Below are 21,880 nucleotides of genomic sequence, written 5' to 3'. Positions count from 1 at the left end.
TCAAGCTCCTTTCATCAGCTCTTCTTCCAGTCTGCCCCGGTCGAATCTACAGTTGAGATATGTTGATATTAGCTCCACATCTTTCAGCGCATTTCCCAGACAACTTGTTGCCCCTGGTGAAGGTGTCATATTGAAGACAATCCCCTCTTTCGTATCTATTTTCGCTTCGCCCAGAAGCAGTTTTCTGTTTTTCTTATCTATTATCTGAGGACGAAGGCCTCCCACATGGTCAGCAAACTCAATATCATCTTCTGTCAGAGTCGGCACAATTTTCTTTGCCTCTTTTAAAAAGAGCCCTTTTCTGATACCCGGTACCTCAAACATCATATTTTTGAAAATATAGTCCCTAATATCTTCATCCGAAAGCAGATCGTAAAAGACTTTCAATACATTTTTGTCCGGACTGAATGCCTCAATAAAATCGATATACGTAGTATCTCTATAACGTTCCAGTTTAGGCAGGGCAAGAGCCGTAGGACCAAATCTTGTTTTGCCTTTTGCCAAAATATCGGGATCTCCGTGAATAGCAGCAAAGGGGAGTTTGTCGTTTTGAACTGTATAGACTTTTGAACCAAGAATGGAAGCGGGAGCATAGTAGAAACTTCCTCCAATAGGAAGGCAAGAGTACTCTTTTCCATAACCCATTTTGTGGGCAAGCAGAAGCGAATGGGCTCCGGCATCAACTACAACATAGTCTGCAAAAAATTGCCCTCTCGGGGTATTTAGCATATATTTATTACCCTTCTTTTCTATATCGTAAACCTCTGTACTCAGATAAAGATCGCATACTTTATCTTTGGTCTTTTGAGCATTTTCCACAAAAGTTTCGGCTATTCCTCCGAAATCCATTGCGCAGTACTCGTCAAGAGCACCCATTGCTACGATATCCTCTTTTCTTCCTTCTATCAGTTTCGGTTCAATTTTTGACAGTTCCTCTTTTGTAAAAAGTTTTAAATATCCATATAAACTACTAAATTTTTCATATCTCTTTTTGATAAATTCGACCTCTTCATCTCCTACTCCAATAACCATTTTGGGAAATTTGAAAATATATTTATCTTTATACCCGTTTTTGATAGCGTAGTTTGAGAGCATCTGAGCGGTCTTTTTGACTTTTTCGGCTTTCTCTATAGTATAGTTTGTCTCAATATCACCGCAATGCAGAGTCTGGGAGTTGTTTTTCCCGTTGGAGTTTAGCGGTGCAATTCTCGAATATTTTTCGAAAAGTGCCATACTCTCTATATCTGTATATTTTGAGAGTTCATAAAAAAGCGCGGTACCAGATATACCGCCACCGACGATTATAACGTTGTAATAATGCTGCTCCATGCCAATCCTTATATATGAAGTTTTTGGTGAAAATAGTTATCTACATCAAAATATATCTCACCCAGACGATTTTTATAGGTAAGATGTTTTTTATCAAGCTCTTTTATATGCTTTACACCCATAACAGCCAAAAGAGTTTTAATTCCCTTTAAAAGATTTGTATGATAATTCGCTATCTCTTTTCCTTTTCTTACGACAAGATAGGAAGCTCTTCGTTTCGGGTCCTGTGTAGCCATACCCACGGGACATACATGAGAATCGGTTCCGGCACACTTCCTGGCCCTTATGCATCCGCCGCTCATCATAAATCCTCTGGCAATTCCAACGGCATCCGCTCCGAGGCTCAGTGCTATTACCACATCATCGGGTGTCAGTATTTTTCCGCTTACTATTATACTCACATCTTCTCTGAGATTGTATCTTCTTAATATAGTATCAAGGACATAAAGGGCATTAGGGGTTGTAAGTCCAACAGACTCCATAAGTTCAAGCGGCGCCGTTGCACTTCCTCCATCTCCGCTATCAACAGTTATAAAATCGACTATCGCCTTCCCCTCTTCTTTTCTTTTATGCATGGTATATACCAGATCCTCCACACTTTTTGCATCCGATATAACTATCTTGATTCCTACCGGTTTTTTTGAGATATCCTGAAGTTTTCCTACAAAATCAAGAAGCTCTTCAGTAGTTTTGGCATAGGGGAAACGGTTTGGAGAGATAAGATCTTTTCCCTCTTCTACACCGCGATAATAGGCGATATCAGCTGTTACTTTTGAGCCGACAAGCTTTCCGCCAGTCTGTTTAGCCCCCTGTGCTATCTTTATCTCGGTCATTCTGCAAAAACGCATCGCTTTTTCATATCTTTTTTCGTCAAAATTCCCCTCTTTATCTCTTACTCCGTAAAGACCCGAGCCGATTTGAAGTATAAGATCAGGCATATCGGCCGGAACCTCTTTTGGAAACTCTTCAATGGGAGCACTCCAGTTTACACGAAAAAGAGAGTGAGAAACGGGATCATAAATATAGGTATTCTCCGTCTTTTTATGAAGTAGAAGTTTTCTATATACCTTTACAGCAAGAGAACGGTTGAAGAAAAAAGTTACAAGCTTAAAAGCAAGCTGCGCAAAAGGCGTACTTTTTACTATCTCAAGATATCCGGCATTTTTCAAATCGGGCCTGTGGGTAAAAAAATAGTTGGAAGTAAGCCCTCCTTCTCCAGTATTTATAGTAAAATTGGAAAGTGTTGCCCCAAGCGTAAAAGCACGTACGGCTTCCGGGCTGAGCGCACCGTCACTCATTGCAGAACGGATAATCGGACTTTTCGATCTAAACGGAATGGGACGATTTTTCCCAAAAACAACGCTAAAATCGTTATCTACCTCACTGTCATTTAATACCTGCGGAGAGTGTTTGATGATAAACCTTGAGCCAGAAAAGGGCTGAGAAACAGAAAAGGACATAAAATTTGGCAGATTTTTCGCGGCTTTGTATACCCACTCTACCTTATCCCTTGACTCGTAGAACTTCTCTTCAGCAAAATATTGTCTCAGAGGTTCTCGCAAGGCTTCAAAAAGATATCTGAATCTTCCTATTACAGGATAGTTTATAAGTAACTGATGTTTTCTCTGTACGTATCTATCATATATGAAAAGATTTGCCAATCCAAAAACAGCAAGAAAAAGAATAATTTCCACAAACTCTATAAAATAAGACAAAAAATTATCCAGGAACAGATCTATGCTCTCAAGCATTACAGCCTCCAGTGTTTAACAAAAAATTTTTTTATGTAGAGATTATTATTGCCAAATGTTTCTGAGTTTTAGATAAGAAATGATATAAATTTGCATAATATTTACAAATATTGGGGTGTGGTAGTTTGAGTGTGAGTGTGAGTGTTGGTGTGGGTGTGAGTGTGAGTGTTGGTGTGGGTGTGAGTGTGAGTGTGGAACCAATCACCAATCACATTCACCATTCACGAATTACGAGTCACGAATCACGAATAGTACTTCCTGATCCCATCCATTCTTCTGCCCATATTAAGAAGCAGCATATCCGCAATAACCAGAGCCGCCATAGCCTCCGCAACGGCAACACCTCTTATAGCCACACACGGATCATGTCTGCCTTTGAGTTCGCATATCACCTCTTTGCCGTAAATATCGATCGTTTTTTGAGGTTTAAAAATTGAAGGAGTGGGCTTGAAATAGACTTTTAATTCTATCGTATCCCCGTTACTTATTCCGCCTAAAATTCCACCTGCGTTATTTGAGAGAAAACCATCTTTGGATATCTGGTCGTTGTTCTCGCTTCCTTTGATTCTTGCGCTCTCTATACCTCGTCCTATCTCTACTGCTTTTGCTGCATTTATACTCATCATAGCATCTGCAAGAACAGCGTCAAGTTTATAGTATATGGGCTCACCCAATCCTATCGGAGCGTTATTTATCCTTATACAAACGGCTCCGCCCACAGAGTCATGTTCATTTTTAGCTTCCAAAACAGCCTCTTTTTGAGCCTCCTCTACATCTGGATCGAGCGCAAAAATTTCACTTTTTTTCGCATACTCAAAATCCTTTTTTCGTGATATTATCCCGGCAATTTCACATACACCGCCCTCTACTTCGATACCTAGCTCTTTTAACATCAGCTTAGCAACAGCACCTGCGGCAACTCTTGCGGCAGTCTCTCTGGCACTGCTTCTTCCTCCGCCGCGATAGTCTCTTATCCCGTATTTGTACCAATATGTAAAATCGGCATGCCCTGGTCTGAAAATATCTTTTATATTACTGTAGTCCCGGCTTTTCTGATCTTTGTTATATATAACCATCGCTATGGGAGTACCTGTACTTTTGCCTTCGAAAACCCCACTTAGAATCTCAACTTTATCAGCCTCTTTTCTTGCCGTTGAAAAAACATTCTGTCCCGGCTTTCTTTTATCAAGCTCTTTTTGTATGAACTCTTCGTCTATTTCGAGTCCAGCAGGAACACCGTCTATTACACAGCCGATAGCTTTTCCGTGTGACTCTCCGAAAGTGGTAAAAACAAATCTTTTTCCAAAACTATTCAACTTTTTCCCTTTTTCTCAAAATATCAAGCGCAATCTTCGCGGCTTCCTGCTGTGCGGCTTTTTTGCTTTTGCCTTTGGCGCTTGCCAGCTTTTCTCCATTTAAAAAAACAGCTACTTCAAACTCTTTTCTATGATCCGGCCCGGATGAGTAGAGCAGCCTGTACTCCGGAGTCACGCCATAATGCGCCTGGGTAAGTTCTTGCAGTGTGGTTTTATAGTCTTTAAAAAGAGTGGTAAGGTCGATCCTCGGATAGACCTCTTCAAGAAGTCTCAAGGCTATTTTTTTTACCTCTTCAAGACCGCTTTCAAGATATACAGCACCCATGACCGCTTCAAATGCATTGGATAACAAAGATGGTTTGTTTCTGCCGTTGTTATTCTCTTCGGCAACAGATATAAAAATATAGTCTCCCAGATTTATCTTTTTTGCGAGCTTGGCAAAACCCTCTTCGTTTACCAGTGACGCTCTCATTTTGGAGAGCTCTCCCTCGTTTGCCTTTGGAAATTTTTTAAACAGATATTCTCCTATCACAAGATCCAAAACAGCATCTCCCAAAAACTCCAGTCTTTCATTATTATAAGGTTTTTTGTAGCTTTTATGCGTAAGTGCTTCTATGATGAGATTCTGGTTTTTGAAGTGATAGTTTAAAATCTTTTCCAGCTCTTCTATCCTTTTTTTCATTTTCTCTCCTCTTTTTGGAGAGTGAGAAAGTCAGAAAGTTAGCAAACAATCATACTCTAACTCTCTAATTTTCCAACTCTCGTTGTTCGTGATTCGTGATTCGTGAATGTGATTGGTGATTGGTTCCACACCCACACTCATATCTCCGATTTGATCCTGTTCGCTTCCTCTTTTGCTATTTTATCACATAATTCGTTTTCGCTGTGCCCGCTATGCCCTTTGACCCATATGGCTTTTATTTTGTGAGGCTTGCTTATTTCAAGATACTCTTTCCAAAGATCCACATTTTTTACATTTTTAAAATCTTTCTTTATCCAGCCCGGCAGCCATTCGTTTATCGCTTTGACAACATAGTTCGAATCAGAATAGATAACAACCTCACAGGGCTCTTTCAATGCTTTTAGGCCTTCTATGACGGCTCTTAGTTCCATTCTGTTGTTTGTGGTATGCGGCTCTGCGCCTTTTATTATCTTTTCATGCTTCTTGTATCTTATAATGGTACAAAAACCTCCAGGTCCCGGATTGCCTAATGAGGAGCCGTCACTATATAGATATATCTTTTTCATTTATAACCTCTGATATGAGCATTTCTGGTTCAGCACTGCCTGTTTTCATACAGTTCGGACATCTGTTGAAAGGAAGAGGAAATATCTGTTTGCACTCACGGCATATATATTCAAATTCCAGACCGGCTCTACCGTATTCTTCTTTGTTAAGGTTTATCAAAACATCAAACTCAAAAACAGTACTTCCATCAGCATAGTTTCCATAACCTTTTGCACTATAAAGCTCCTTTAAATATCTGTTTTTTTCTACTCTTCCGAAATCTACACTATGATAAGGCAAGTTCCATAAAATATCGCATATAATCGGATAATGCTCCTCTTTTAGCGCCTTCCAACCTTCATTTGGTCTGGTTTTGAATATAAATTCGAAAATCAGCCTCGTATGGCCTGGAAAATCTGCATAAAGAGCAAGAAGTCTTCTTATCTTCTCCGTATCGGACAAAGAGGACTCTTCGATAATGTTTCTGGCCAAAAGATAGCCTCTTTCTTCTTTTACATCTTCGAGCTCTTCTAGAGATTCTGTTATCTCAAGAGCCTTTCTGTAGTCTCTGAGCCTTTCGTATGTAACCATAAGATATCTGAGAGACCATGGGTCTCTTGGGAAAAATTTGAGAATTTCGATAAAAATATCTTTACATCTTTGCAGGAATCCCGCTTTGAAATAGACTCTTCCAAGAAGTCTTAAAACATCATGTTTTTCACTTTTATTCACAGTTTTTTCAAGAATTCCCAGATAAATGGCTATAGCTTTTTCAAAATCGCCGCTCTTTTCAAAAGAGGATGCGAGCAACAGAAGCGCTTTTTTTGTATCGTCCAGATTTTCCGGGCTCCATAGCTCTTTGTCAGCATTACCTTCAAACTTTGAAAGAAATCTGCCTAGCTCACTCTCCTCCTCTTTTGATTTCATTATTCCCCACCAATAGCTAAAAAAAGAGATAATGAATATAAGTGAAAAAAAAATGATGATTCCGAAAAGCGGGTCTCTGTACTCAAGCAAAAAGTTATCCAAAGTCTTCCCTGCTAATTTTTGATTTAATTATACTATAAAGGGACAAATGGATAAAGACAAAAAGAGGCCATTATGATATAATGAATATATGATAGAGAGAGATTCAATAGAACAACTTAAAAACAGACTTGATATTGTCGATGTTGTAGGGAATTATATAGAGCTTAAAAAAAGCGGTGCAAATTTCAAGGCACTCTGTCCTTTTCATAACGAGGATACTCCCAGCCTTGTAGTAAGCCCTTCAAAACAGATATATCACTGTTTCGGCTGCGGAGCCGGAGGAGATGCGATAAAGTTCGTAATGGAGTACGAAAAACTCCCCTATCCCGAGGCGATAGAGAAACTTGCCTCCATGTACAATATACATCTAAACTACACAAACGAAAAAAAGGGGCATGACCTTCATAAAATACTCGAAAAGGTGAACAAATTTTATAAAAAGATGCTAGACTCCACACCCGATGCTATGAAGTATCTCAAAGAAAGAGGTGTTTTTGAGTCAAGTATAGAGAAGTTTGAGTTGGGTTACGCGCCATCTTCAGAAAAGACTATAAACTTCATAAAGTCCAATTTTCTTTCCGTAAAAGATGCGGTGGAAACCGGGATTTTGGGAACTGACTCAAAACGTGTATATGCAAGGCTTATAGAGAGAATCACCTTCCCCATATATTCGCATAGCGGACGACTTGTCGGATTTGGAGGCAGAACCATAACGGGTCATCCTGCAAAATATATAAACTCGCCGCAGACTAAGCTTTTTAACAAATCAAATCTCCTATATGGATATCACATTGCAAAAGAGCATATATACAGAAAAAAAGAGATTATCGTTACGGAAGGTTATCTTGACGTCATTATGCTTCATCAGGCCGGTTTTGATACAGCGGTTGCTACTCTTGGCACAGCCCTGACGCCGCAGCATCTTCCTATCCTAAGAAGAGGAGAACCCAAAGTAATTCTTGCATATGACGGAGACAAAGCCGGAGTAAATGCAGCCATCAAAGCGGCAAAGCTGCTTATATCTTCCGGTATAGAAGGAGGAATCGTACTTTTTGGCGAGGGGAAAGATCCAGCAGATATGGTAAACGAATCCAAAATAGAGGAACTGAACAAGATTTTTCATAAAACAGAACCTTTTTACGATTTCGTTATAGAAAAGACGGTTACCATGTTTGATATAGAAAATCCGGTAGAGAAAGAGAAAGCGTTTAACGAATGCATAAAAGTGCTAAAATCCGTTTCGGCTCTTTATAGAGAAGATATCCGCTTTTTGGAACCTATTGCCTCAAAACTTGGTATCTCTACGGCAAAAGTCAAAAAAGCGATATCAGTCAATACAAAATATTCAAAATCAGACTATCTACAGACAAAAGATACAAAAGAACTTAGCATTATAAAAACGCTTTTAAACGAATCCTCTTTGATAGACACGGTTTTAGACTATATAGACGAAGAGCACTTCATATATCACAAAAACGAATTCAGACTCCTTAAAGAGGGAAAAACCGATCATCCTAAACTTTTGGGAGTTCTACTCGATGAAGACCTCAAAACTTTCAGCGAAGAGGAGCTAAGATCGGAACTATTAATTTTTTTGATAAAATACTACTCGCAGAAACTTAAAAAACTTGCAAAAGATAAAAATATAGATTTCAAAGAAAAGACATTCAAAATAAGAAAATATAGAGAAATAATCGAAAAACTAAAAAAAGGAGAACTTGTAACATATGAGAGCTTTGGCACTATTTAGCGGGGGACTTGACAGCCTTTTGGCTATGAAACTTATCATAGAACAAGGCATCGAAGTGATCGCTCTTCATTTTGAAACAGGATTCGGAGGTGCGAAAGATGCCTATGAAAAGCAGGAAAACCTTAGAAAACTAACAGATAAAATCGGAGCAAAACTCGAAATAGTTGATGTAAGAGATGAATATATACAAAAAGTACTTTTTGATCCCAAATACGGATACGGAAAAAACTTCAATCCCTGCATCGACTGCCATGCACATATGGTAAGAGTGGCAAAAGCGCTTCTTGAAAAACTTGATGCAAAATTTATCATCAGCGGTGAGGTTCTCGGTCAAAGACCGATGAGCCAGAGAATGGATGCTTTAAAAATAGTAAGCGAGTTCAGCGATGCTGACGGATTGATATTAAGGCCGCTCAGTGCGAAACTTCTTCCCCCAACCATTCCTGAAACAGAGGGATGGGTTGATAGAGAAAAACTGCTCGATATCAGCGGAAGAAGCAGAGAAAGACAAATGGAACTTGCCAAAAAATGGGGTATTGAAGATTATCCTTCGCCATCCGGCGGATGCCTGTTGACAGATGAGTATTTCAGTGAAAAGATCAGAGATTTTATAAAATACGATACATTTGAGGTTGAAGATATTCCCATTCTCAAAGTAGGCAGACATTTCAGACTTCCGGATGGAGCAAAGCTCGTTATTGCCAGAAACAAAGAAGAGAATGAAAAAATTGCGGCAATTGAAAATCCAAAATTTGTTAAGATTTCACTTCCCGGAATCGTAGGTCCCTTGTCCCTTCTTTCAAAAAGTGCCGGCAAAAAAGATAGAGAGTTGGCCGCATCTTTGGCACTCACATATTCAAAAGCTGATAAAAGTAAAGAGCATGAAGTGCTTGTTGGAGATGAGAAGATAACTGCCCGTCCTCTTCCTTCCAAAGAGGATGCAAAACAGTATTTCCTACAGGTGTAAAAGATGCTTTTCAAACCGGGATACTCTCTTTTTTCCAATGCAAAATATGCAATTGACGGCCTAAAAGAGGTCTTTTTGAATGAGACCTCTTTTAAAATAGAGGTTTTTTTGTTTGTAATTATGAGCGTTGGACTATGGTTTTTACCTGTGGGATTTACATCAAAAGCTCTGCTTCAGGTATCTCTTTTCTTTCCGCTTCTTGTAGAGATACTCAACAGCGCTATAGAAAGAGTGGTAGACCTGGCCTCTCCCGAAAAAAATACCCTAGCCAAATTCGCTAAAGACGCAGGAGCAGCAGCTGTACTTATAAGCCTTGTCATGACATCGCTTGTCTGGATTTTTACTCTTCTGGTAGAATTTGGCATAGTTTGAATTTTTTGCTATAATTACACCGCTTTAAAAGGGGCGTTAGCTCAGCTGGGAGAGCGCCACGCTGGCAGCGTGGAGGTCACCGGTTCGATCCCGGTACGCTCCACCATTGTCTACTCAAAACTTCTGACGAAACTTTCAAAAAGCTCTCTAATGATTTTGTAGAATCTTTTCGAAAAACTTTTGTTATAAAGAGCGATATATCTCATAGTCCTCTCCTAATTTTTGAAAAATTATAGATTTTTTAAAAGCAATTCTATAATAAATTAACATTTTGTTAATATTTGCTACTATACTTATTTAGAGGATTCAATAATGAATTTTTACCAATCTCTTTTCATAATTTTTCTCTCACTGATTTTCATATATCTCATTTATAGGTTTTACATCTTTATAACAACCGATTTTAGATACCAACTATGTAAATTCAAACCCTTTCCGCAAAAATACCGGTCCTTTTTGAGACAGCGATTCCCTATTTATAAAAGACTTCCGCCGGATATAAAAAGAAATCTCCATGCATGCATAATGGTTTTTATCAAAGAGAAGGAATTTATAGGAGTAAAAGGAATAGTAATAGATGATATGAAAAAAGTTTTGGTTGCAGCTAATGCCTGTCTTTTAACAGCAGGAATCGACAGATGTATGTATAAAGATGTAAAAACCGTAATACTCTACCCGGAAGCTTTTGTCAAAAAAGAGAAAATCATAAACGGATGGGTGATAAGCGAAGAAGAGAGCGCTCTGCTGGGAGAAGCATGGCAGAGCGGACAGGTCGTAATTTCATATAAAGACCTAACAGATGGAGATATAAATCCAAACGATGGCAAAAATGTAGGGCTGCACGAATTTGCACATCAGCTTGACATGGCCGACGGCTTTGCGGACGGCACTCCACTGTTGCCTTTTTCGCTTTACGGCAGATGGAGACGTATAATGTCAAAAGAGTTCAAAAAAATAGAAGAGATATACGCAGATTATAGAGGCTCTTTTTTGGATTCATATGCCATAACCAGTCCGGCAGAGTTTTTTGCTGTAGCAACGGAAAATTTTTTTGAAAAACCTGAAAAAATGAAAAAAGAATTACCAGAACTCTATACTCTTTTAAAAGAATTCTACAGACTTGACCCAGTCAAATGGAAGGAGGCTTAAGCCTCCTCTATAAACTCTTTTATCACTTTTGGCAATTCAGCTTCAAGGTCTTTTATTTCACCTTCGGATACATGCTTTTTTATTACTCTGAAAACTGCTTTTACAGCCTCTTTCGCCTGATTTTCATCACCAAAGTCATTATCGGCCGATCTCTTGTCTTCTTCTGTAATGGCCTTTATAAAATCGTCTACATTTTTTATGGATTTGTCAGGAAATTCGGTCAACTTCCACCCATCTACAGCAACAGCTTTTATACACATAGGAAGCTGCGATATGAGATCCAGATACTCATCAGGCGATATTTTTCTTCTAAGTACTCTCAAAACCGACCTTAAAACTCTTCCGCCTCTGTTGATATCTCCAGGATGACCAAGTTCAATTGCCACCTCTTTTAGAAACTCGTTTCCAACCTGTGCATTTTTTTCGAAATTCATATCAGCCTCCTTTTTTTGTCTTCTCTAAATCATTATACATCAAATTTAATAAATTTTATTACTTTGTATTTATCATTTTGCAACAATGCTTTCATAAGCTTTTTTCATAATCAGTCCTTATGAAAATCATAAATAAAATAATATAAAATTTTATTATATTAATTTGTTAAATAACAGTTATGATGACTATTTAAAAAACTTTATATAAAATAGTAAAAAATTTCAAAAAAGGGAAAAAATGAAAAAATTCAGAAATCTTATAATAACAGCATTGATAGGTACTGCTTTTGCCGCTACTGCCGCAATAGCTTGTCCTGGAGGAAACTGTAACAGTACAAAATGTTGTTCTATGAAAGAGATCAAAGCATCAAAATGCGACTGCAAGGAAAAAGGTCTTGAAAAATGCAACTGCAAAGCAAAAAAAGTGGAAAACAAAACTCCATGCGGTTGCAGCAAAAACAGAGAGCTTAAATAATAAAAAACAGAGTAAAACGCTCTGCATTTTACTCCATCTCAAGACTCATCAGGTACATATCTTCTCCGTCGAGAACTTCTAGTTCGCATGAACTGCAAGAGGGGCATTCGTATAACAGATCTTTAGACTCTATCTCGCTGACGACATCACACTTTTTGCAGCGGACTTTGAGTTCTTGAATATTCATAACAAAATCAGCTTCTTCGCATATGGTTCCTTCTTTAAACGTATTGAACGCAATTTCCAGCAGATGAGGCTCTACACCGCTGAGTCTGCCTATCTTTACGACTATTTTTTTTATTTTTTTAGCCTCATGTTTTCTTGCATTTTCTTCTACCAGATCTAAAAGAGACTGGACTATACTGTATTCATGCATAATTTTTTCCTGTGAAACGCTATTCTGTTTGGCGTGCTAATTGGACATACTTTATAAACAAAGTCGTGCCTTAGTTTGTGAAATTCGCTTGTTTCGTCAAAAAAACTGGGTCTCATCTTCTCAAGTTCCATATCTCTGTATGTCTGCAAAGGTTTAATGGATTCCTGGAGTTCAAGTTTTTCGATTTTTTCATCCAATATATTGTAAAATTCATCTGAATCCGCCAATTTGCAGCAGAATTTTTCAAGCTCATTATGAAATTTCAAGAAATCTTCATCAAAAACTTTATCCACAAGGCCAAGCTTACAAGCCTTTGAAGCACTCACCGGCAGACACTCTTCAGTCAGCCTTAAAGCCGTATTCTCTCCTACTCTTTTTGGTAGCGTATATGTCCAATATTCGCTGCCGTACAATCCCATCGTTTTGTAGTGGGGATTTAAAACAACACCCTCTCTTGCTATAACAAAGTCACAAGCCAAAGCCAAAAAGACTCCCCCTGCCCCTGCATTGCCTCTTACCGCAGCAACAGTCAAAAATTCTTCCGTATAAAGAATGGTTTTAACAAGCTCATTCATCGAATGAATATTGGACCAGCCGTCTTCGGCTTTTTTCTGTGAATCTTCAAGAATATTCAGATGTATGCCGTTTGAAAAAAAGTCCTCTCCTCCCATTAAAACAAGCAGTTTTATATCTTTTTCCTTAAGATATTCAATGGCATATTTGAGCCTCATGCACTGCTCTGAACTCATCGCACCGTTGTAGAAATTGAAATAGAGATATCCCACATCTGCTTTTTGTTCAAACCAAATCTCTTTGAAAGTCTCTCTCTTCTCTTCCAAAACAAGAGGAATACGACTCTCTTTTATACCTTTTAGCCTGCTTTTTAAAACAAAGGTGGCCGGAAGTTTCATTGACTTAACTGCCTTTTCTTTCAAATGAGTTATCCAGACAGCACCATCAACAGTCCCTATACATATTGCACCATACCTCTTTGCCAGAACTTCTCCCGGTCTGCCTCTGAGAATATCCTCTTTGTGGGCTCCGTAAAGATAGCATTCAAGTCCCAATATGTTGTCCAAAACACCCGGTATGCTATCGGATGCCCTTATCTTTTTTATCACTGTATCTGTATCATCTTTTGTCCAGTCTATCTGCCTGTCGGCCTGTTTCATAGCAGAGTGCGGCCTTCCTATGTAGTCCGGTTTGGACAAGTCCTGTTTTTCGGGAATGAAATTTTTATCACGAAATTTTCTTAACACCTCTTTTACGAGTCTGGATGCCAAAGCAGCAACTTCTCGCCTGTAAATAGAGGCTTTGGAAGCATCTCTCATCTCAAAAGTTTCGCTTGCCCAGATATCTCCGGCATCCATCTCACTGTTTGCCTGCAAAGCTGTAACTCCCCATACTTTCACATTTTTCATAACAGCCCAGTCTAAAGAAGAGGGTCCTCTGTCGCCTTTGGGACCCGGATGGATGATAATAGTCGTGATTTTTTTCCAGATGGACTCCGGAATCTTCTTTGTAAGATAGGGGCATATTATCAAGTCCGGTTTGAAGAGTTCCACAGCCTCTTCCATAACGGAGTTATTTATAGCATACTCTACCGATACTTCGTGTCCTGCATCTCTCAGTTCGCAGAAAATTCTCTGCGTCAAAGAGTTGAAAGCTGTCACTATCAGAAGTATTTTAAGAGTTCGCTCTTTCAATTTCACCCTTTAGCAGATTCTTGGCAGAAGTTCACCGGTAGGCAGGTCGAGAAACCTTTTGGTGCCCCATTCGCTTTTAAGCACCACTTTTTTCGGATATTCACCTGTAACTGAACCTATAATAGCCGCATTTTTGCCGTTTTCAAAACTTTGTATGATTTCAAGAGCTTTTTGAATATCTTTTTCTTCTACGGCAAGAACAAATGTTCCTTCATTTGCCAGATTATAGGCTTCAAATCCCAAAAGCTCACATATACCTTTCACCTCTTCGGCTATCGGAACCGAAGCCTCTTCTATCTCTATACATACTTCAGACTGCCTCGCCCACTCATTCAAAACGGCGGCAACACCTCCTCTCGTGGCGTCTCTCATAGCGCTTATTCCGATATTCGCTTCTATAAGTTTTTCAACTATCGGCCATAAAGATGCGCAGTCGCTTTTGAGCGAACTGCTAAGCTCTATGCCTTCCCTATCCGCAAATATCGCCGCTCCATGCCTTCCTATATCTCTTGAAACAATTATGGCATCTCCTGCCTTTATAGAAGAGGAAGAGAGTCCGTTTTTCTGCACCTCTCCTATTCCGGTGGTATTGACAAATATTTTGTCTGCACTTCCTTTGGGCACCACTTTCGTATCACCGCATACTATTTTTGCACCGTTTATATCAAGCTCCTTTTTCATAGAGCGCACTATTTTTTCAAGTTCTCTTATTTCAAAACCCTCTTCGACTATAACAGAAAGACTCAGAAATTTCGGTTTTGCTCCCATCATCGCAAGGTCGTTGCAGGTCCCGCAGATACTGAGTTTGCCGATATCTCCGCCACTGAAAAATATCGGGCTTACGGTAAAACTGTCAGTCGTAAAAGCTATTTTGGAAGTCAACTGCATATTGAAAGGTTCTATAATAGCGGCGTCTTCATTTCTTTTTAGAGTCTCGTTTTTAAGATGACGGTAGAAGATTTTGTTTATCAATTCGGCATTCTCTTCTCCGCCATTGCCCTGAGCAAGGGTTACGGTTTTTCTGCTCATATAAGACCCCCGTATTTGTAATATGCTGCACAAGCCCCTTCGCTGCTCACCATACAGCTGCCAAGAGGAGAACTTGGTTTGCAGACAGTTCCGAAAACAGAACACTCGTTCGGTTTTGCTATACCTCTTAAAATATCACCGCAAATACAGAGTTTATGGTCTTCTATCTCATCTTTGGGCAATATATCTTCATAAATTTTCTCGGCATCCAGATAAGAAAACTCCTCTTTAAGCTTCAATGCACTTTTTGGAATGTTGCCAATACCCCTCCATTTGAAAAGCTCTCTTTTTTCGAAATATCTGTCTATCATCTTCTGAGCCGCGATATTTCCCTCTTTGGTGACGCTTCTTTTATACTGTATTTCAAGCTCACATCTATTTTGGACAAACTGTCTAACCAGCATATAAACAGACTCCATAACGTCTACCGGTTCAAAACCGCTTACCACTACCGGTTTGTTGTATCTTTCAGGGAAAACCTCATAAATTTTGGAGCCTGCTATGACGCTGACATGAGCCGGTCCTATAAAAGCGTCTATGCGGTTGTCATAACTGTTCACATGAATGTCTCTGCTATCTATGAGCTCTTTCATCACCTCCGGAACAGTCACATGATTTATATGAAAAAACAGATTTTTTATCCCTCTTTTTATAGCAGTATCTATCAAAGCGGCCGTCATGGGAGTTGTGGTCTCAAAACCTATCGCAAAAAACAGAATCTTTTTGTCCGGATTGTCCAATGCAATTTTGACAGTATCCAAAGGAGAATAGACAAATCGTACATCCGCCCCTTTTGCCCTGGCGTTTTGCAAAGAGCCTTTTGAACCCGGTACCTTTATCATATCACCCAGAGTTACCAATATCACATCTTCTTGCATAGCAAGAATATATGCGTGGTCGATTCTCTCTTTCGGCATTATACATACAGGACATCCGGGACCGTGGATAAAATTGATCTTTTCGGGCAGAAGCTGAGGCAGGCCGTATTTCATAATAGTGTGCGTATGACCACCGCAAACCTCCATAATATTTATGGGAGTATCCAGTTTTTCTGTCTCTTTTTCTATAAGAGAGGCAAAACTTTTTATCGCTTTTGGGTCTCTGAATCCGTCATAAAGGTCTTTTAGTTTCAGTTCCATATTTCCCCCGTAAATATTCCTGTAGAGAAAAGGCTATGTTTGATTTTCTTCATTTTCCATCTTCTTTATGATTTCCTGATATAGAGCAAGCGACTCTTTTGCATACTCTTCATCTATAATATTCATGGCATATCCTATATGTATAAGGACATAATCGCCCACTTTAACCTCATCAGCGATAAAATCGATTCCTACTTTTCTTTTCACACCCATAGTATCTACTACGGCCGTCTTCTCGTCTCTGTTTATCTCTACTACCTGTGATGGAATTGACAGGCACATACAGACTCCTTTTATTTATACTCTTTGCTTTTTACCAGCTATCTAAATTTTCTTTTGTACTCAATCCACTCTGCCACTTTTTCAACAGTTTTGATATCTTTTGTATTTACTTCCAATACATCCACATTCGGCTTCAGTCGTCTCGCGGCTTCTTTTGCCCTGTTTACGTCAAAATCAAAATGGGGCAAAAGGTCCGTTTTCGTTATCAAAACCAGATCCGCCTGCCTGAACATAACAGGATACTTCTCTATTTTGTCTTCCCCTTCCGGCACAGAGACCAAAACCACATTCAGATGGCTTCCCACATCATAGCTTGCGGGGCACACAAGGTTTCCCACATTTTCTATAAAACAGACATCCATCTCTTCCAAAGGCATCTGATGCAACCCTTCATGAACCATAAATGCATCCAAATGGCAAGCGCTTCCTGTCTGTATTTGATATGCGGGAATTCCTTTTGCCTTTATCCTCTCTGCATCTCTGTTAGTCTCCAGATCCCCTTCTATAACACCAAATCTAAAGCCGGCAACATCGGCCAATTTTTCCAAAAGAGTTGTTTTTCCGCTTCCCGGACTGCTCATAAGGTTGATTGCCAAAACGCCGAGTTTGTCAAAATGGGCTCTGTTATGGGCTGCTTCATGATCGTTTTTATCCAAAATTTTAGTAATAACCTCTATCGTTTTGGTATCGTTCAGCTGGGGATTGTGATGAAGATGCTCATGGGCAGTTTTATGTTCATGAGAGTGGTGATGATGGTCAGTGATACTGCAGCCGCAATCCTTGCACATTTTTTCTCCTTTAAGTGAATGACTATTCAAATTATAGGTTTCTTTTTTGAAAAAACGGTTAAAAAATATTATTCTTATATATTTTCAGGACTAGACAATTATATTTTCACTTTTAATCTATATAATGTCGATAGTTTTACTTGACATTAAAACTTTTTTTCATTATAATTTTCGAAAACATATAAAAAGGACTCAATATGAAAGACCAAACCATTGCTCTTCACTACGGATATAATAAAGATGAATACAAAACAATGGCTGTACCAATCTATCAGACAACTGCATATGATTTTGAAACAGCCGAGCGGGCTGCAAATCTTTTTGCACTCAAAGAACTGGGACCAATTTATACCAGGCTGAACAATCCCACAACCGAAGTTTTGGAAAACAGAATAGCAGCACTCGAAAAAGGTGCTGCAGCTATCGCTACTTCAAGCGGACAGGCTGCGATATTTTATGCTGTGGCAAACCTTGCTGAAGCAGGCGACAATATAATTGTAGCGAAAAAGATATACGGCGGAGCGACTACGCTTCTTACGCATACTATAAAAAGATTCGGTATTGAAGCAAGGCTTTTTGAGAGCGACAACGCAGAAGACCTGGAAGAGCTCATTGACGATAAAACAAAAGCGATATTTTTCGAATCGCTTTCAAACCCGCATATCAGCATTGCTGATGTTGATAAAATAGTTGAGATCGCCTCCAGGCACAATGTGGTAACCATATGCGACAACACCGTAGCAACACCAATAATTTTCAATCCTCTGACCAGAGGCGTTGATGTGGTGGTTCACAGCGCCAGCAAATATATAAACGGTCAGGGAACCGCAATAGGCGGCCTTATAGTGGAGAACAAAGAGCTCAATAATAAACTTATAGGAAACAGTAAATATCCGCAGTTCAATGAGCCGGACGAAAGTTACCACGGGCTTGTATATGCAGACCTTCCCTTTCCTATCTTTACGCTCAGGGTCAGACTCTCTTTGATAAGAGATATAGGAGCGGCCCCTGCACCATATAACTCTTGGCTGCATATCCAGGGACTGGAAACTCTTGCCATAAGAATAAAAGAGCACTCAAAAAATGCTTTGAAAGTCGCAGAGTTTCTTGAAAACCATCCGAAGGTGCTCAAAGTAAACTATCCCGGACTCAAAAGCGATGCCAACTACGAAAAGGCACAAAAATATTTCAAAGAGGGATTGGCTTCGGGACTCGTCAGTTTTGAAGTGGGCGATTTTGAATATGCAAAAAAGATCCTTGACAATACAAAACTCTTTTCAGTCGTTGTAAATATAGGTGACTCAAAGTCTATAATAACACATCCGGCAAGCACAACGCATCAGCAGTTGAGTGCCGAAGAGCTTGAAAAGACGGGTGTAACTCCCGGTTTGGTAAGACTAAGTGTTGGGCTTGAGTCGTATGAAGACCTTATCGAGGATCTTAAACAGGCTATGGAGAGCTGATATGACTCTCCTCTCCTCAAAAGGTGCATACGGCCTTGTCGCCATGTACGAACTCTCTAAAGAGTTTCAGTTTGCCAAACCTGTAAAGATAAAAGACATAGCGTCAAGAGCAAATATACCCCAAAACTATCTTGAACAGCTTTTGAATACACTCAAAAAGGACGGTTTTGTAAAGAGTATCAGGGGAGCTCATGGAGGATATATGCTGGCAACGCATCCGTCAAATATAAAAGTACTCGATATCATAAAATCACTTGAAGGGGATATAAAAATCACCGAAACATCTACAGGAAATCCTGTATTGGAACTTTTTTATGAAGAGGCTCAGAAGAAACTGGAAGAGATTTTCGACCTTGCTCTTGAAGATTTCAAACTCTATCAGCAAAAGGTCTCAAATCGGCTGGTTTACAGCATATAAGGAGAGACTATGAGATATGCGAACGATGTAACCGAACTTATAGGCAATACGCCGCTTGTAAAGATAAACTCTTTTTCAAAAGAGACCGGAGCTCTTATTTTGGGAAAATGCGAATTTATGAATCCGACCCATTCGGTTAAAGACAGAATCGGTGCAAATATGATTCTTAAAGCCTTCGAAAACGGCAAAATCGATAAAAACAGCGTCCTGATAGAGCCCACAAGCGGTAATACAGGTATCGCCCTGGCATCTGTAGCGGCGGCTATGGGAATCAAACTTATATTAACTATGCCGAGCTCAATGAGTATAGAGAGACGAAAACTCCTTGCGGCTATGGGTGCCGAACTTGTTCTGACAGATCCTGCAAAAGGGATGGCCGGAGCAGTCGAAAAGGCGATAGAGCTGGCAGAGGAGATAGAAGGTGCAGTAATTTTGCAGCAGTTTGAAAATCCTGCAAATCCAGAAATTCATATAAAAACTACTGCACAGGAGATATTAAGAGATACAGAGGGTAACATAGATATTTTTGTTGCCGGAGTGGGTACCGGAGGTACAATAACAGGTGTGGGGAAAGTTCTGAAAGAACACAACCCGAAAATTCAAATCGTAGCGGTAGAACCTGTAAGCTCACCCGTACTTAGCGGAGGAAAACCTGGTCCCCACAAAATACAAGGAATTGGTGCAGGTTTTATTCCGAAGGTACTAGATACCCATATATATGACGAGATTATTACGGTAAGTGACGAAGTGGCAGTCTCAACAGCCAAAAAACTTGCAAAAGAGGAAGGTCTTCTTGTGGGTATATCATCTGGCGCAAACGTTTTTGCCGCTGCCAAAATAGCAAGAAGAGCAGGAAATGAAGGCAAAACGATTGTGACAATGCTGAACGATACCGGTGAAAGGTACCTCAGCAGCGGGCTTTTTGAGTAGCCCGAGTAAAAAGGCAATTTTTTTATATTTAATCTTGACTAAATCGATAGAGTTAGTAAATATGGAGTAAAGGAATGCATGAAAAGCCTTATAGAAGTGTAATAAAAACAATATCATGGAGAGCACTCGGCACAATCGATACTATAATCATATCCTTTTTCATAACCGGCAGTTTCGGAATGGCCGCTTCTATAGGCGGCATCGAACTTGTAACCAAAATGATTCTTTACTATTTCCATGAAAGAGCATGGAATAAGATACCCCTTGGACGAATAGAAAAAGAGCCTGAATATCAGATATAGGAGAGATTTAAATGAATGGATTGACACAAATCGCCGAAAATTTCAACAAAGTTTATGAAAAAGAGAATCCTGAAAATGTTCTCGAATATTTTCTGAAAGAGTTTTCCGGCCATATCGCTCTTGCAAGCAGTTTCGGGGTCGAAGACCAGGTGCTTACACATATGGTAGCAAGCATCGATCCCAAAACTGAGATCTTCACGCTCGATACAGGAAGACTCCATGAAGAGACATACAGAACATGGGAGAAAACCGAAAAGAGATACGGTATAAAAATACGGGCATACTACCCCGACTATAACAGCCTGGAACAGCTTGTAAGAGATCAGGGAATCAACGGTTTTTATGAAAGCATAGAGAATAGAAAACGATGTTGCGAAGTAAGAAAAATAGAACCGCTAAAAAGAGCTCTGAAGGACAAAAAAGCGTGGATTACAGGTCTTAGACGAGAACAGTCTGTTACCAGAAGCGATGCCAGACTGATCGAATACGATACGACCTTTGGCCTAATAAAACTTAACCCGCTTTTCGAATGGAAAACCTATGAGGTATGGGAATACATCCGTAAAAACGATATTCCGTACAACTCTTTACATGACAGAGGATTTCCAAGTATCGGTTGCGAGCCCTGTACAAGGGCCGTCAAAGAGGGCGAGGATATAAGAAGCGGACGATGGTGGTGGGAAGAGCCAGAACATAAAGAGTGCGGACTGCATATAAAAAGATAAAGAGGTAGAAATGAGTGAAAAAAACAGACTTACACACTTAAAACAGCTTGAAGCGGAGTCGATACATATATTAAGAGAGGTGGCGGCTCAGTTCGAAAATCCGGTTATGATGTACAGCATCGGCAAAGACAGCTCGGTAATGCTACATCTTGCTATGAAAGCTTTCTATCCCGGAAAACCGCCTTTTCCTCTTCTGCATGTGGATACATTGTGGAAGTTCAAAGAGATGATCGAATTTAGGGATAAAAGAGTAAAAGAGCTTGGAGTGGATCTGATAGTTCATACAAATCCGGAAGGGATAGAGATGAATATAAACCCTTTTATCCATGGTTCGAAGCTACATACGGACATAATGAAGACACAGGCACTGAAACAGGCTTTAAACAAAGGAAAATTCGATGCTGTTATCGGAGGAGCCAGAAGAGATGAAGAGAAAAGCAGAGCAAAAGAGAGAATCTTTTCATTCAGAGACAAGTTCCACAGATGGGATCCCAAAAACCAAAGACCGGAGCTTTGGAACATATACAATACAAGAATAAACAGGGGCGAAAGCGTAAGAGTATTTCCTCTTTCCAACTGGACGGAACTTGATATCTGGCAGTATATATATCTGGAAAATATTCCTATTGTACCGCTCTATTTCGCAAAGAAAAGACCGGTTGTGGAAATCGACGGAGCTCTGATAATGGCTGATGACGACAGAATGCCCGAAGAGTTAAGAGCCAAAGCGAAGATGCAGAAGGTCAGATTCAGGACTCTTGGATGTTATCCTCTAACCGGAGCGGTAAGATCTGAAGCCGAAACTCTTCCGGAAATAATACAGGAGATGCTACTCTCCCGTACCAGTGAAAGAGAAGGAAGAGTTATAGACAAAGATCAGGAAGGAAGTATGGAGAAAAAAAAGATAGAGGGGTATTTTTAA

Annotated in this window: 24 protein-coding genes and 1 tRNA gene; 12 read left to right on the top strand and 13 right to left on the bottom strand. The window is 39.7% G+C overall.

The window, feature by feature from the left end:
• The 6 genes from EPR_RS00845 to EPR_RS00820 form a co-directional block, all read right to left on the bottom strand.
• Positions 1-1,329, bottom strand: coding sequence for an FAD-dependent oxidoreductase (locus EPR_RS00845; protein WP_200763144.1), 1,329 nt, complete (start codon positions 1,327-1,329; stop codon positions 1-3).
• 8 nt (positions 1,330-1,337) lie between these two features.
• On the bottom strand, positions 1,338-3,080 hold the full coding sequence (locus EPR_RS00840; RefSeq protein WP_200763143.1) for an FMN-binding glutamate synthase family protein: 1,743 nt from the start codon (positions 3,078-3,080) through the stop codon (positions 1,338-1,340).
• A gap of 242 nt (positions 3,081-3,322) precedes the next feature.
• Positions 3,323-4,396: a chorismate synthase gene (aroC, locus tag EPR_RS00835; RefSeq protein WP_200763142.1), complete on the bottom strand. Its 1,074-nt coding sequence runs from the start codon at positions 4,394-4,396 to the stop codon at positions 3,323-3,325.
• Positions 4,389-5,078 (bottom strand): ribonuclease III, encoded by a 690-nt coding sequence (gene rnc / locus EPR_RS00830; protein WP_200763134.1) that lies wholly within the window; start codon positions 5,076-5,078, stop codon positions 4,389-4,391. The genes aroC and rnc overlap by 8 nt, the downstream gene beginning before the upstream one ends.
• Positions 5,079-5,215: 137 nt before the next feature.
• The gene (rnhA, locus tag EPR_RS00825) at positions 5,216-5,644 is read right to left on the bottom strand and encodes a ribonuclease HI (RefSeq protein ID WP_200763133.1); all 429 of its coding nucleotides are present in this window, start codon (positions 5,642-5,644) and stop codon (positions 5,216-5,218) included.
• Positions 5,622-6,653, bottom strand: coding sequence for a tetratricopeptide repeat protein (locus EPR_RS00820; protein WP_200763132.1), 1,032 nt, complete (start codon positions 6,651-6,653; stop codon positions 5,622-5,624). The genes rnhA and EPR_RS00820 overlap by 23 nt, the downstream gene beginning before the upstream one ends.
• 88 nt (positions 6,654-6,741) lie before the next feature.
• Between EPR_RS00820 and dnaG the strand changes: the two genes are divergently transcribed.
• The 5 genes from dnaG (at position 6,742) to EPR_RS00795 (ending at position 10,891) form a co-directional block, all read left to right on the top strand.
• Complete coding sequence (gene dnaG / locus EPR_RS00815; RefSeq protein WP_200763131.1) at positions 6,742-8,403, top strand: DNA primase; 1,662 nt, start codon at positions 6,742-6,744, stop codon at positions 8,401-8,403.
• Complete coding sequence (locus EPR_RS00810; protein ID WP_200763130.1) at positions 8,381-9,370, top strand: 7-cyano-7-deazaguanine synthase; 990 nt, start codon at positions 8,381-8,383, stop codon at positions 9,368-9,370. Before dnaG ends, EPR_RS00810 begins: the two co-directional genes overlap by 23 nt.
• Positions 9,371-9,373: 3 nt before the next feature.
• Complete coding sequence (locus EPR_RS00805; RefSeq protein ID WP_200763122.1) at positions 9,374-9,742, top strand: diacylglycerol kinase; 369 nt, start codon at positions 9,374-9,376, stop codon at positions 9,740-9,742.
• A gap of 30 nt (positions 9,743-9,772) precedes the next feature.
• Positions 9,773-9,848, top strand: a tRNA-Ala gene (locus EPR_RS00800).
• Positions 9,849-10,054: 206 nt separating this feature from the next.
• A complete protein-coding gene (locus EPR_RS00795) occupies positions 10,055-10,891 on the top strand; it encodes a M90 family metallopeptidase (RefSeq protein WP_267905525.1) in 837 nt (278 codons plus the stop codon).
• On the opposite strand, the gene EPR_RS00790 is transcribed toward EPR_RS00795, so the two are convergent.
• Entirely contained in the window at positions 10,888-11,325 is a 438-nt protein-coding gene (locus EPR_RS00790; RefSeq protein WP_200763118.1) for a DUF2267 domain-containing protein, read from the bottom strand. The two genes, EPR_RS00795 and EPR_RS00790, sit on opposite strands and share 4 nt — an antisense overlap.
• A 238-nt stretch (positions 11,326-11,563) precedes the next feature.
• Here EPR_RS00790 and EPR_RS00785 point away from each other — a divergent pair, with 238 nt between their 5' ends.
• Positions 11,564-11,800 (top strand): hypothetical protein, encoded by a 237-nt coding sequence (locus EPR_RS00785; RefSeq protein ID WP_200763116.1) that lies wholly within the window; start codon positions 11,564-11,566, stop codon positions 11,798-11,800.
• A 28-nt stretch (positions 11,801-11,828) separates the two neighbouring features.
• Here the strand turns inward: EPR_RS00785 and hypA are convergent, their stop codons facing one another.
• From hypA to hypB, 6 genes are read right to left on the bottom strand one after another with little or no spacing between them, the layout of a single operon-like run.
• Positions 11,829-12,176, bottom strand: a complete 348-nt coding sequence (hypA, locus tag EPR_RS00780) for a hydrogenase maturation nickel metallochaperone HypA (RefSeq protein WP_200763114.1) — start codon at positions 12,174-12,176, stop codon at positions 11,829-11,831.
• Positions 12,158-13,882: a hydrogenase maturation protein gene (locus EPR_RS00775; RefSeq protein ID WP_200763112.1), complete on the bottom strand. Its 1,725-nt coding sequence runs from the start codon at positions 13,880-13,882 to the stop codon at positions 12,158-12,160. The genes hypA and EPR_RS00775 overlap by 19 nt, the downstream gene beginning before the upstream one ends.
• A 9-nt stretch (positions 13,883-13,891) precedes the next feature.
• Complete coding sequence (gene hypE / locus EPR_RS00770) at positions 13,892-14,911, bottom strand: hydrogenase expression/formation protein HypE (protein ID WP_200763110.1); 1,020 nt, start codon at positions 14,909-14,911, stop codon at positions 13,892-13,894.
• Complete coding sequence (hypD, locus tag EPR_RS00765; protein ID WP_200763108.1) at positions 14,908-16,050, bottom strand: hydrogenase formation protein HypD; 1,143 nt, start codon at positions 16,048-16,050, stop codon at positions 14,908-14,910. The genes hypE and hypD overlap by 4 nt, the downstream gene beginning before the upstream one ends.
• Before the next feature lie 33 nt (positions 16,051-16,083).
• Positions 16,084-16,332 (bottom strand): HypC/HybG/HupF family hydrogenase formation chaperone, encoded by a 249-nt coding sequence (locus EPR_RS00760; RefSeq protein ID WP_200763106.1) that lies wholly within the window; start codon positions 16,330-16,332, stop codon positions 16,084-16,086.
• Between the two features lie 38 nt (positions 16,333-16,370).
• Positions 16,371-17,120: a hydrogenase nickel incorporation protein HypB gene (hypB, locus tag EPR_RS00755; RefSeq protein ID WP_200763104.1), complete on the bottom strand. Its 750-nt coding sequence runs from the start codon at positions 17,118-17,120 to the stop codon at positions 16,371-16,373.
• A 197-nt stretch (positions 17,121-17,317) separates the two neighbouring features.
• On the opposite strand from hypB, the gene EPR_RS00750 reads away from it, so the two are divergent.
• The 6 genes from EPR_RS00750 (at position 17,318) to cysD (ending at position 21,880) form a co-directional block, all read left to right on the top strand.
• A complete protein-coding gene (locus EPR_RS00750; protein WP_200763101.1) occupies positions 17,318-18,583 on the top strand; it encodes an O-acetylhomoserine aminocarboxypropyltransferase/cysteine synthase family protein in 1,266 nt (421 codons plus the stop codon).
• A 1-nt stretch (position 18,584) separates the two neighbouring features.
• Positions 18,585-19,001, top strand: a complete 417-nt coding sequence (locus EPR_RS00745; RefSeq protein WP_200763099.1) for an RrF2 family transcriptional regulator — start codon at positions 18,585-18,587, stop codon at positions 18,999-19,001.
• Between the two features lie 9 nt (positions 19,002-19,010).
• Complete coding sequence (gene cysK, locus EPR_RS00740; protein WP_200763097.1) at positions 19,011-19,931, top strand: cysteine synthase A; 921 nt, start codon at positions 19,011-19,013, stop codon at positions 19,929-19,931.
• A 74-nt stretch (positions 19,932-20,005) separates the two neighbouring features.
• Positions 20,006-20,233 carry a DUF2061 domain-containing protein gene (locus EPR_RS00735; protein ID WP_200763095.1) on the top strand — a complete coding sequence of 76 codons (228 nt, stop codon included), beginning with the start codon at positions 20,006-20,008 and terminating at the stop codon, positions 20,231-20,233.
• A gap of 11 nt (positions 20,234-20,244) precedes the next feature.
• A complete protein-coding gene (locus EPR_RS00730; protein ID WP_200763093.1) occupies positions 20,245-20,958 on the top strand; it encodes a phosphoadenylyl-sulfate reductase in 714 nt (237 codons plus the stop codon).
• 10 nt (positions 20,959-20,968) lie between these two features.
• On the top strand, positions 20,969-21,880 hold the full coding sequence (gene cysD / locus EPR_RS00725; RefSeq protein WP_200763091.1) for a sulfate adenylyltransferase subunit CysD: 912 nt from the start codon (positions 20,969-20,971) through the stop codon (positions 21,878-21,880).

It is taken from the genome of Nitrosophilus alvini (genome assembly GCF_015100395.1).
Classification (GTDB): Bacteria; Campylobacterota; Campylobacteria; order Campylobacterales; family Nitratiruptoraceae; genus Nitrosophilus; species Nitrosophilus alvini.
The sequence above is the reverse complement of the archived record's forward strand: the minus strand, read 5'-3'. Positions and strand labels throughout refer to the sequence as shown.

Bases quoted from the DNA above. Each gene is read 5' to 3' on its own strand.
- EPR_RS00845 (WP_200763144.1), bottom strand. From the start codon at position 1,329: ATGGAGCAGCATTATTACAACGTTATAATCGTCGGTGGCGGTATATCT.
- EPR_RS00840 (WP_200763143.1), bottom strand. From the start codon at position 3,080: ATGCTTGAGAGCATAGATCTGTTCCTGGATAATTTTTTGTCTTATTTT.
- rnc (WP_200763134.1), bottom strand. From the start codon at position 5,078: ATGAAAAAAAGGATAGAAGAGCTGGAAAAGATTTTAAACTATCACTTC.
- rnhA (WP_200763133.1), bottom strand. From the start codon at position 5,644: ATGAAAAAGATATATCTATATAGTGACGGCTCCTCATTAGGCAATCCG.
- dnaG (WP_200763131.1), top strand. From the start codon at position 6,742: ATGATAGAGAGAGATTCAATAGAACAACTTAAAAACAGACTTGATATT.
- EPR_RS00810 (WP_200763130.1), top strand. From the start codon at position 8,381: ATGAGAGCTTTGGCACTATTTAGCGGGGGACTTGACAGCCTTTTGGCT.
- EPR_RS00805 (WP_200763122.1), top strand. From the start codon at position 9,374: ATGCTTTTCAAACCGGGATACTCTCTTTTTTCCAATGCAAAATATGCA.
- EPR_RS00795 (WP_267905525.1), top strand. From the start codon at position 10,055: ATGAATTTTTACCAATCTCTTTTCATAATTTTTCTCTCACTGATTTTC.
- EPR_RS00790 (WP_200763118.1), bottom strand. From the start codon at position 11,325: ATGAATTTCGAAAAAAATGCACAGGTTGGAAACGAGTTTCTAAAAGAG.
- EPR_RS00785 (WP_200763116.1), top strand. From the start codon at position 11,564: ATGAAAAAATTCAGAAATCTTATAATAACAGCATTGATAGGTACTGCT.
- hypA (WP_200763114.1), bottom strand. From the start codon at position 12,176: ATGCATGAATACAGTATAGTCCAGTCTCTTTTAGATCTGGTAGAAGAA.
- hypE (WP_200763110.1), bottom strand. From the start codon at position 14,911: ATGAGCAGAAAAACCGTAACCCTTGCTCAGGGCAATGGCGGAGAAGAG.
- hypD (WP_200763108.1), bottom strand. From the start codon at position 16,050: ATGGAACTGAAACTAAAAGACCTTTATGACGGATTCAGAGACCCAAAA.
- EPR_RS00760 (WP_200763106.1), bottom strand. From the start codon at position 16,332: ATGTGCCTGTCAATTCCATCACAGGTAGTAGAGATAAACAGAGACGAG.
- hypB (WP_200763104.1), bottom strand. From the start codon at position 17,120: ATGTGCAAGGATTGCGGCTGCAGTATCACTGACCATCATCACCACTCT.
- EPR_RS00750 (WP_200763101.1), top strand. From the start codon at position 17,318: ATGAAAGACCAAACCATTGCTCTTCACTACGGATATAATAAAGATGAA.
- EPR_RS00745 (WP_200763099.1), top strand. From the start codon at position 18,585: ATGACTCTCCTCTCCTCAAAAGGTGCATACGGCCTTGTCGCCATGTAC.
- cysK (WP_200763097.1), top strand. From the start codon at position 19,011: ATGAGATATGCGAACGATGTAACCGAACTTATAGGCAATACGCCGCTT.
- EPR_RS00735 (WP_200763095.1), top strand. From the start codon at position 20,006: ATGCATGAAAAGCCTTATAGAAGTGTAATAAAAACAATATCATGGAGA.
- EPR_RS00730 (WP_200763093.1), top strand. From the start codon at position 20,245: ATGAATGGATTGACACAAATCGCCGAAAATTTCAACAAAGTTTATGAA.
- cysD (WP_200763091.1), top strand. From the start codon at position 20,969: ATGAGTGAAAAAAACAGACTTACACACTTAAAACAGCTTGAAGCGGAG.